Here is a 1,859-nt window from a genome sequence, read left to right as displayed (position 1 = left end):
CGATGTAGATGGTGAAGCTTTACCAACACTGGTTTTAAACAAATTACGCGGAACATTCAATGTAGTAGCAGTTAAAGCTCCAGGATTTGGCGATCGTCGTAAAGAAATGCTAGAAGATATTGCTATCTTAACAGGCGGTACTGTGATCACTGAAGACTTAGGGTTAGAATTGAAAGATACGAGCATCAATGAACTAGGACATGCTGCTAAAGTCGTGGTTACAAAAGATTCTACTACTATTGTTGAAGGAGCAGGTTCTTCAGAAAATATTGCACAACGCGTATCTTTATTAAAAACACAAGCTGGAGAAACAACTTCAGACTTTGACCGTGAAAAACTACAAGAACGTTTAGCAAAACTTTCTGGCGGAGTAGCTGTGATCAAAGTTGGAGCAGCAACAGAAACCGAATTAAAAGAACGTAAATTACGAATTGAAGATGCTTTGAATGCTGCTCGTGCAGCTGTTGAAGAAGGCATTGTTTCCGGCGGTGGAACTGCTTTGATCAATGTTCAATCTAAAGTTGCAGAAATTGAAGCAGAAGGAGACGTAGCAACAGGTGTAAGAATCGTTGTGCGTGCTTTAGAAGAACCAATTCGTCAAATCGTTACAAATGCAGGACTGGAAGGTTCTGTTGTAGTTGAACAAATGAAACATGCTGAAATGGGTATGGGATTCGATGCGGCTAAGAATGCATGGGTAAACATGATTGAAGCCGGAATTGTCGATCCAACAAAAGTAACGCGTTCAGCGTTACAAAATGCAGCAAGCATTTCTGCTCTCTTGTTAACAACAGAAGCAGTGGTTGCTGATCAACCAGCTCCAGACGCTCCAATGGGCGGCGGTATGGGTATGGACCCTAGTATGGGCGGTATGATGTAAGAAATAGCTGAAAAAAGAGAGCAGATGGGAGGCAAAGTCTCATCTGCTCTCTTTTTAATTTTTTGCTGTAAAAGTTGCATCTAGTATGCTCCCTAACACTTATTGGGTTAAATCCGTGTTATGCAATTAGATGTTTATTGAAGTCTTTTATCGCTACATTTGATATAGTGTAGATGAACTTAATGGATTTGGTAATTTGTCGATGAACCATCTGAAGTGAAAATTGCTTTAAAAAAGGAGGAAAGTTCGTGTTAAATAAAATTCTTGAACAATTTAGATTACAGCCAGTATCAATCAATGCAGTAGAAGATTCTCATAGCTCAACAGTTTATAAATGTAAATTATTTAATGGTGAGACTGTTTTTATAAAAATTCCTTATTCCAAATTGAAGTTCCAGCGAGAATTAGAAGCTTATGAAATCTTAAAAGAACAGATTTCTATTCCTGATTTGTTGGCTTATTGGACTGGCGATGAGGAGTATCCAGGTGCTTTTTTATTATCTGAATTAAAAGGGAATCCCTTAACGACTAACGTTTCTTCACCGATAGCCTTTCAAGTCGGTATTCTTCATGCTTCCATGCACAACGTTCAGCCACCTAATGGGACAACATTAACCGGCATAAAGAATGAATTTACAAACTGGTCTAGTTTTGTTGAAAATCAATTTTATGGTTTTGCTGAAGATGTAAGAGAAGTAGTAGATGAAGCAGTATATAGAAAATCGATTGAAAAGTTTGAAGAAATGAAGCGAAGACTCCCTTCACCAGATGGACCAAGTTTCATACATATGGATTTTCGTCCAGCTAATATAATTGTTGATGGAAATAAAGTTTCGGGAATGATAGATTTTGAAAGTGCGCGATTTGGTTCGACAGAAATTGATTTCACAAAATTGTACCGTGATTTTTTAAGCTTTGATTTAGCCTTGTATCAATCCTATCAAGAAGGCTATAAAAGTATACGACCCTTGATAGACTT

At 37.7% G+C, this 1,859-nt stretch carries 2 protein-coding genes; both read left to right on the top strand.

The window, feature by feature from the left end:
- The coding region (gene groEL / locus RT405_RS02110; RefSeq protein WP_313467163.1) for a chaperonin GroEL at positions 1-880 on the top strand (880 nt) is incomplete at its 5' end.
- Between the two features lie 248 nt (positions 881-1,128).
- Positions 1,129-1,859 (top strand): aminoglycoside phosphotransferase family protein (locus RT405_RS02105; RefSeq protein WP_313467161.1); only part of this gene is annotated, 731 nt, incomplete at its 3' end.

Origin of the sequence: Carnobacterium sp., assembly GCF_032094055.1 — a bacterium.
GTDB lineage: Bacteria > Bacillota > Bacilli > Lactobacillales > Carnobacteriaceae > Carnobacterium_A.
This window is presented reverse-complemented; position numbering and strand designations above follow the sequence as displayed.